Below are 8,827 nucleotides of genomic sequence, written 5' to 3'. Positions count from 1 at the left end.
GTTACATTCCGAACCCGGAAGCTAAGCCTCATAGCGCCGATGGTACTGCAGGGGGGACCCTGTGGGAGAGTAGGACGCCGCCGAACAATTTTTGATGGAAATGCCCCGCACCTTTGGTGCGGGGCATTTCCGCGTTCCCCCTTCGTTCACCTCGGGGCATCTCGGGATGGTGCTGTGCATCCCCGATCATCGTGTATGCTTTATCTCGTTGCTGCGCCCCAATAGCTCAGTCGGTAGAGCGTCTCCATGGTAAGGAGAAGGTCTACGGTTCGATTCCGTATTGGGGCTCAAGTAAAAGAAAGGCCCCCGCCACTGGCGGGGGCCTTTCGCGTTGTATCAGGCGGTGTGGGGCTCCGGGACGCGCATCGCGAGGATGGCCATGTCGTCGGAGGCGGGCTCGGCGGCGAAGCGCTCCACCGCACGGAGGACGCGGGAGGCGACCGCGCCGGCCGTCAGACCCGTACAGGCCGTCAGTACGTCGGCCAAGCCGTCGTCGCCCAGCATGCGCGTGCCTTCCCTGCGCTCCGTGACGCCGTCGGTGACGCACAGGAGGACGTCCCCGGGGTTCAGGGTGACCACCTGCTCGTACAGCTCCAGGTCCTCCATGACGCCCAGCAGCGGCTGCGGTTCCGCGGCCGGCTCGACCGTGCCGTCCTGGCGCAGGCGCAAGGGGAGCGGATGGCCGGCGCACACCACCTTGAGGACGGCGCTCCCGTCCTCCTGGGGCCACAACTCGCCGTACAGCAGCGTGAGGAAGCGGCTGCGGGCGCCCTCGTCGAGGATCGCCGCGTTCAGGCGCTCAAGGACCGCGGGGCCGCCGAAGCCCTCGCGGGCGAGCAGACGCAGAGCGTGCCGGGCCAGGCCGGTGACGGCCGCGGCCTCCGGGCCCGTACCGCAGACGTCTCCGATGGCGAAGCCGTAGGCGCCGTCCCGGATCGGGAACAGGTCGTAGAAGTCACCGCCCACCTCGTTGCCTTCGCCCGCCGCGCGGTAGATGACCTCCACCTCGACCCCGGGGACCTGAGGCAGTCCCGGCGGCAGCAGGCTGCGCTGGAGGGCCTGGCTGATGGCCGTACGCTCCGAGTAGAGACGGGCGTTGTCGAGAGCGAGCGCCGCTCGGCGCGAGAGGTCTTCGGCGAGCTCCAGGATCTCCTGGCGGAAGTGGTCGTCCGAGGGCTTGCCGAGGGTCAGCATGCCGATGACGCGGTTACGGGCGACCAGCGGCAGCACGACGGTCTCGCCGCCGACCGCCGCCGCTGTCGCCAGCGTCGTGCCGATGCCGGAGGAGACCGGGCTCGAACTGCGCCCCAACTCCCGCATGGATGTGCGCAGGGCGGCCTGATGGGCCGCGTCCGCCGGGGCGGTCCAGATGCGCGCGCCCGGCGCGGGCACCGGATCCGGTGGATCGATCTTGGAGAGCAGGGCCTTGAGCCCGTCGATGCGGTCCTCGTCCTCGTGCAGCACATAGGAGAGGTACGGGTCCGACGACTGGTCGGCGATCGTGTAGACGGCGCACCAGGTGGCCAGGGTGGGGACGGTCATCTGCGCCATCAGAGCCAGCGTCTGATCCCGGTCCAGCGTGCCCGCGAGCAGGTCGGAGGCCTCGACGAGGAAGGAGAGCGAACCGCGGCGCAGACGTTCGAGTTCGCCGAGACGAGCCGATTCGACGGCCAGGGCGATACGGTCCGCGGCGAACTGGAGGCGCAGAGCCTCCTCGTTGGAGTAGCGGGCGGCTCCTTCGGCGGCGACGCCCAGGGAGCCGGTGAGTCTGCCCTCGACCTTGAGCGGGACGGTCACGACGGAGCGCATGCCGGTGTCGTTGAGCAGCGGGACGGCCCCGGGGACCGCCGTGAGGTCGTCGTGGACGGCGGGCATGCGTGCGGAGCTGTAGCGGCCGGTGCCGGCCTCCACAGGGACGCGGGCGAAGCGCTGGCGAGCGGAGGGGAGACCGGTGGAGGCCCGTACCTCCAACTCCGTCTCGTCGTCCGTGGCGAGGAGGAGGAACGCCGAGTCGCCGTCGAGCATGTCGCGGGCGCGTTCCACCGTGCGCTGGAGGAGCCCGTCCAGATCGTCGGGGGCGGGGGAGCCGATGAAGACCTCGAACGGGTCCGCGCTCCGGCTCTCGGCGCTCGTGTCGGTCACGGGGGCGCGCAACGGGGTCTGGATGACGGCGCGTTCGTCGTCGCGTACGAGCAGGCAGACCGTGGACGGCTCGCCGTGGGTGTCGCGCACCCGCAGGTGGGAGGCGTACACGGGGATGACCCGGCCGTCGGCGCCGCGGATGCCGTAACTGCCCTCCCAGCGGGAGAGTTGCAGTGCCTCGACGATGCCCGTGCCGATACCGGGGGTGTGCGGCCAGGCGGCGATGTCGGTCAGGGGCTTGCCCGTGACCTGTTCTGCCGCGTACCCGAACAGGTGCTCCGCGTCCACGTTCCAGTTGACGATGGTGCCGGTGCGGTCGATCTGGACGACGGCCACCCGTACGCGTTCGTCGGCGACGGGGAGCAGGCTCGTGGGCAGGACGGGGCCGGCCGAGCGGGTGCCCACCTGGCGCTGTGGCAGGTCGAGCTGGAACCAGACCTGCTTGTACGTCGGGGTGTACTCGACACCCCAGCGCGAGGCGAGGGCGGCGCAGAGCAGCAGGCCCCGGCCGTTCTCGCGGTCCGGGCTGCCGAACGACTGGCCGGTGCCCTGGATGGGGACCTCGCGCTCGGGGTAGCGGTCGGCCACTTCGACGCGGACGCCGTCCTCCGTACGGAGACAGAGCACATCGGCGGAGGTGCCGGCGTGGATCACCGCGTTGGTGACGAGTTCACTGGTGAGGACGACGGCGTCATCGACGACATCGGAGTACCCCCACCCCTGGAGCGTGTCACGGACAAAGGCGCGGGCAGTCGCGACGGACCGCCCGACAGGGTCGAAGCTGGCAGCCGCCCGCGCGGTGATCACAGAACTCCTTGTACGCGTTTCGACGCCCGGCTCCGCCATGATCGGCCCCGCCCCTCCACATGCCCGGTGGTAGTACCTTCGCCACACCGCCCCCGCCGGGCGGACCGGGACGGTTGGACAGCCGGATGCCAGGTTACTTACCTTCGCTGTCCGAGCGGATGCCGGTCGCCGCTGTTTCCACCCTGCGGGGGCGGGGACGCTATGCGAAGCTGCCGAACTGTTATGGCCTGGTTCGGCCATGGTGAAACACTGGGCAGGCTTTCGGAGACAGCTCGGGCAGTACGGTCAACCCCTGCGGGAGGGACACGGTGGAGTCTGGCACGGCGGCGCGTGGCAATGGCACGCGCGCGAAAGGCGGACGGTCCCGAAGCAACGGGACCATCGAGGTGGACGCGGCGGAGCTGAACAGACTGCTGACGGCCTTGGTGGCGATGCGGGACGGCAACTTCCGTAAGCGCCTGACCGTCTCCGGTGACGATGTGATGGCGGAGATCGCCGCCGTCTTCAACGAGGTCGCCGACCGTAATCTTCACCTCACGGGCGAGCTGGCCCGTGTGCGGCGCATGGTCGGGCGTGAGGGAAAGCTCACGGAGCGGCTGGAGACGGGGGCCTGTGAGGGCTCCTGGGCCGCCGCGATCGACGCGTCGAACGCGCTGGTGGACGATCTGGCGCGGCCCGTCTCCGAGGTGGGCCGGGTGCTCTCCGCGGTCGCCGAGGGCGACCTGGAACAGCGTATGGAGCTGCGCTCGCACTCCTCCTCCGACGGCGCGGAGCGGCCGTTGCGCGGTGAGTTCCTGAAGGTGGCCCGTACGGTCAACAATCTGGTCGACCAGCTGTCGGCGTTCACCGATGAGGTGACGCGGGTCGCGCTGGAGGTCGGTACCGAGGGCAAGCTCGGCGGCCAGGCCAAAGTGCGAGGTATGTCCGGGTCGTGGAAGGACCTCACGGACTCCGTCAACACGATGGCGTATCGATTGACCGCTCAGGTACGTGACATTGCTCTCGTTACGACGGCGGTCGCCAAGGGTGATCTGTCGCGCAAGGTCACGGTTCATGTGGCCGGCGAGATGCTCCAGCTGAAGAACACCGTCAACACCATGGTGGACCAGCTGTCGTCCTTCTCCTCCGAGGTCACGCGTGTGGCCAGGGAGGTGGGTACGGAGGGCGAGCTGGGCGGTCAGGCGACCGTGCCCGGGGTGGCCGGCGTGTGGAAGGACCTCACCGATTCGGTGAACACCATGGCCGGCAACCTGACCAACCAGGTCCGGGGCATCGCGGAGGTCACCACGGCCGTCGCCAACGGCGACCTGTCGCAGAAGGTCACGGTCAGCGCGCGCGGCGAGGTGGCTCAGCTCGCCGAGACGATCAACCAGATGACGGAGACGCTCCGTACCTTCGCGGACGAAGTGACCCGGGTGGCGAGCGAGGTCGGCGCCGAGGGGCTGCTCGGCGGCCAGGCGCAGGTCCCCGGCGCGGCCGGGACCTGGAAGGACCTCACGGACTCGGTCAACAGCGTCTTCCGCAATCTGACCTCTCAGGTGCGGGACATCGCGCAGGTGACGACGGCGGTCGCGAACGGCGATCTGTCGCAGAACGTCACCGTCGATGTCGCGGGCGAGATGCTGGAGCTGAAGAACACCGTCAACACGATGGTGGGCCAGCTGAAGTCGTTCGGTTCCGAGGTCACGCGGGTCGCCCGGGAGGTCGGCGTCGAGGGCCGGCTCGGCGGCCAGGCCGAGGTGCCGGGAGCGGCCGGGACGTGGAAGGACCTCACCGATTCGGTGAACACGGCCTTCCGTAACCTGACCGGCCAGGTGCGGGACATCGCGCAGGTGACCACGGCGGTCGCCAATGGTGATCTGACCCAGAAGGTCACCGTGGATGTGGCCGGCGAGATGCTGGAGCTCAAGAACACCGTCAACACGATGGTGGCGCAGCTGTCCTCGTTCGCCGACCAGGTCACGGTCATGGCACGGGACGTGGGTACGGAGGGCCGGCTCGGCGGTCAGGCGCGGGTGGACGGCGTCAGCGGTACGTGGAAGGAACTCACCGACTCCGTCAACTTCATGGCCGGGAACCTCACCGATCAGGTACGCCAGATCGCGCAGGTGACCACGGCCGTGGCGCGCGGTGACCTGTCGCAGAAGATCGACGTGGACGCCCGGGGCGAGATCCTGGAGCTGAAGAACACGATCAACACGATGGTCGACCAGCTCTCGGCCTTCGCGGACCAGGTGACCAGGGTCGCGCGCGAGGTCGGTACGGACGGTCGGCTGGGCGGTCAGGCGCAGGTGCCGGGCGTCGCCGGTGTCTGGCGGGATCTGACCGACTCCGTGAACGGCATGGCGGGGAACCTCACGGCGCAGGTCAGGAATATCGCGGGCGTGGCGACGGCGGTGGCACGGGGCGACCTGTCGCAGAAGATCGACGTGGACGCCCGCGGCGAGATCCTGGAGCTGAAGAACACCCTCAACACCATGGTGGACCAGCTGTCCAACTTCGCCGAGCAGGTCACCAGGGTGGCCCGTGAGGTGGGCACCGAGGGAATCCTCGGAGGCCAGGCCGAGGTCCAGGGCGTCTCCGGCACCTGGAAGGACCTCACCCAGTCCGTCAACTTCATGGCGAACAACCTGACTTCGCAGGTCCGCAATATCGCCGAGGTCACCACGGCGGTCGCCAAGGGCGATCTGTCGAAGAAGATCACCGTCGATGCCAGGGGCGAGATCCTCGACCTGGTCACGACCGTCAACACGATGGTCGACCAGCTGCTGAACTTCGCCGACGAGGTGACGCGCGTCGCCCGTGAGGTGGGTACGGAAGGCATCCTCGGCGGTCAGGCCAGGGTCCGGGGTGTCACCGGAATCTGGAAGGACCTCAGCGACAACGTCAACACCATGGCCAACAACCTCACCAGTCAGGTGCGCAACATCTCGCGGGTCTCCTCCGCGGTCGCCAACGGTGATCTGACGAAGAAGGTGACGGTCGAGGCGCGCGGCGAGGTCGCCGAACTCGCCGATACCGTCAACACGATGGTGACGACGTTGTCCTCGTTCGCGGACGAGGTGACGCGTGTCGCCCGCGAGGTGGGCACCGAGGGCGAGCTGGGCGGTCAAGCCAGGGTTCCGGGCGTGTCCGGTACCTGGAAGGACCTCACCGAGTCCGTGAACTCGATGGCGTCCAATCTGACCGGTCAGGTGCGCCAGATCGCGACGGTCACCACCGCCATCGCCAAGGGCGATCTCACCAAGAAGATCGACATCGATGCCCGCGGTGAGATCCTGGAGTTGAAGAACACCATCAATACGATGGTCGACCAGCTCTCCTCGTTCGCCGATCAGGTGACCCGGGTGGCCCGCGAGGTGGGTACGGACGGGCAGCTGGGCGGCCAGGCCCGGGTGCGGGACGTCGACGGCACCTGGCGCGACCTCACCGAATCGGTGAACGAGATGGCCGGGAACCTGACCCGGCAGGTGCGGGCGATCGCCGCCGTGGCCACCGCGGTGACCCGCGGCGATCTCAATCTGAAGATCGACGTCGACGCGGCGGGCGAGATCCAGGTCCTCCAGGACAACATCAATACGATGATCGCCAACCTGCGCGACACCACCCTCGCCAATGAGGAACAGGACTGGCTGAAGGGCAACCTCGCCCGTATCTCCGGTCTGATGCAGGGCCGCCGCGATCTCGACGACGTGGCCTCGCTGATCATGAGCGAGCTGACCCCGGTGGTCTCGGCGCAGCACGGCGCGTTCTTCCTGGCGATGCAGACCGGTGCGGTGCCGCAGGTCGGTACGGACGGCAAGGACACCTCGTACGAGCTGTGCATGCGCGGCAGCTACGGCTACTCGGCGGGGTCGATGCCGACGTCCTTCCGGCCGGGCGAGACGCTCATCGGGACGGCCGCCGAGGAGAAGCGCACCATCCAGGTCAATGTGCCGCCGGGCTATCTGAAGATCTCGTCCGGGCTCGGGGAGGCCGCGCCCGCGCATGTGATCGTGCTGCCGGTGCTCTTCGAGGGGAAGGTCCTCGGTGTGATCGAGCTGGCGTCGTTCCAGCCGTTCACCCATATCCAGCGGGACTTCCTCAACCAGATCGCCGAGATGATCGCGACGAGCGTCAACACCATCAGCGTCAACTCCAAGACGGAGGTGCTGCTGAAGCAGTCGCAGGAGCTGACCGAGCAGCTGCGCGAGCGCTCCGCCGAGCTGGAGAACCGGCAGAAGGCACTCCAGGAGTCCAACGCGGAGCTGGAGGAGAAGGCCGAACTGCTGGCGCAGCAGAACCGCGACATCGAGGTGAAGAACACCGAGATCGAAGAGGCCAGGCAGGTGCTGGAGGAGCGGGCCGAGCAGCTCGCCGTCTCGATGCGCTACAAGTCGGAGTTCCTGGCGAACATGTCGCACGAGCTGCGTACGCCGCTCAACTCGCTGCTCATCCTCGCCAAGCTGCTCGCGGACAACGCCGAGTCGAACCTCTCGCCGAAGCAGGTGGAGTTCGCGGAGACGATCCACGGCGCGGGTTCGGATCTGCTCCAGCTGATCAACGACATCCTCGATCTGTCGAAGGTCGAGGCGGGCAAGATGGACGTCAGCCCGACCCGTATCGCACTGGTCCAGCTCGTCGACTATGTGGAGGCGACCTTCCGGCCGCTCACGGCGGAGAAGGGGCTCGACTTCTCCGTACGGGTCTCGCCCGAGCTGCCCGCGACGCTGCACACGGACGAACAGCGGCTGCTCCAGGTGCTGCGCAATCTGCTGTCCAACGCGGTGAAGTTCACCGACAGCGGGGCGGTGGAGCTGGTGATCCGGCCGGCCGGTACGGATGTGCCCGACGCCATCAGGGAGCAGCTTCTCGAAGCGGGTTCGCTGCGGGACGCGGACGGCGATCTGATCGCGTTCTCGGTCACCGACACCGGGATCGGGATCGCGGCGGGCAAGATGCGTGTCATCTTCGAGGCGTTCAAGCAGGCGGACGGTACGACCAGCCGGAAGTACGGCGGTACGGGGCTCGGGCTGTCCATCAGCCGGGAGATCGCCCGGCTGCTGGGCGGTGAGATCCACGCCGCGAGCGAGCCGGGGCGCGGTTCGACCTTCACGCTCTATCTGCCGCTCCACCCCAGCGAGCTGCCTCCGCAGGGGTATCCGCAGCTGACGCCCGCGGGGATGCAGCAGCTGACCTCCGTGGGCGGCCACCCGCAGGGACGTCCGGCCGACGAGGGTTCGGCGGAGGCGCCGGGACAGGGGCAGGCGTCGCTGGGGGCGTCGGCCGCGCCCGCGGAACTGCCGGGTCCCGCCGCGCTGTTCCGGCGCCGCCGCAAGAGTGCGGGCGCCGGGTCGCAGGGCTCCCGGCCCCAGGGCGGGGCCCCGGCTGTCTCGGACGGCCCGTCGGGCGGGCCGCAGGGGCTGGAGTCCTGGGGGTCGGGTGTGGCCGGCGCGGACCGTCAGGAGGCGCCGCGGGAGACTCGTACCTTCTCGTTCGACAACGAGAAGGTACTGATCGTCGACGACGACATCCGCAATGTCTTCGCCCTCACCAGCGTGCTGGAGCAGCATGGACTGTCGGTGCTGTACGCGGAGAACGGGCGTGAGGGCATCGAAGTCCTGGAGCAGCACGACGATGTGACAGTCGTTCTGATGGACATCATGATGCCGGAGATGGACGGTTACGCGACGACGACGGCGATCCGCAGGATGCCGCAGTTCGCCGGACTGCCGATCATCGCGCTCACCGCGAAGGCGATGAAGGGCGACCGGGAGAAGGCCATTGACTCCGGTGCGTCCGACTATGTCACCAAGCCGGTCGACCCCGATCATCTGCTGTCGGTGATGGAGCAATGGATGCGCGACAAGTGATCGGTGGGTGCACGAATCCGGGAGAT

2 protein-coding genes, 1 tRNA gene and 1 rRNA gene are annotated in these 8,827 nt (G+C 68.2%); 3 read left to right on the top strand and 1 reads right to left on the bottom strand.

Annotated features, from left to right (window positions below; all coding sequences use genetic code 11):
- Window positions 1-86 (top strand): 5S ribosomal RNA (gene rrf / locus CU044_RS38270); the annotation flags it as partial.
- 129 nt (window positions 87-215) lie between these two features.
- Window positions 216-288: transfer RNA gene (locus tag CU044_RS38265), tRNA-Thr, on the top strand.
- Window positions 289-336: 48 nt separating this feature from the next.
- Here CU044_RS38265 and CU044_RS38260 read toward each other — a convergent pair.
- On the bottom strand, window positions 337-2,988 hold the full coding sequence (locus tag CU044_RS38260; RefSeq protein WP_129773667.1) for a SpoIIE family protein phosphatase: 2,652 nt from the start codon (window positions 2,986-2,988) through the stop codon (window positions 337-339).
- Between the two features lie 269 nt (window positions 2,989-3,257).
- Between CU044_RS38260 and CU044_RS38245 the strand changes: the two genes are divergently transcribed.
- Window positions 3,258-8,801, top strand: a complete 5,544-nt coding sequence (locus CU044_RS38245; protein ID WP_240046083.1) for a HAMP domain-containing protein — start codon at window positions 3,258-3,260, stop codon at window positions 8,799-8,801.
- The last annotated feature ends 26 nt before the right edge of the window (window positions 8,802-8,827 follow it).

Origin of the sequence: Streptomyces sp. L-9-10, from assembly GCF_004151105.1 — a bacterium.
GTDB lineage: Bacteria > Actinomycetota > Actinomycetes > Streptomycetales > Streptomycetaceae > Streptomyces.
Note: the sequence above shows the minus strand (reverse complement) of the source record. Positions and strands in the feature narration are given on the sequence as shown.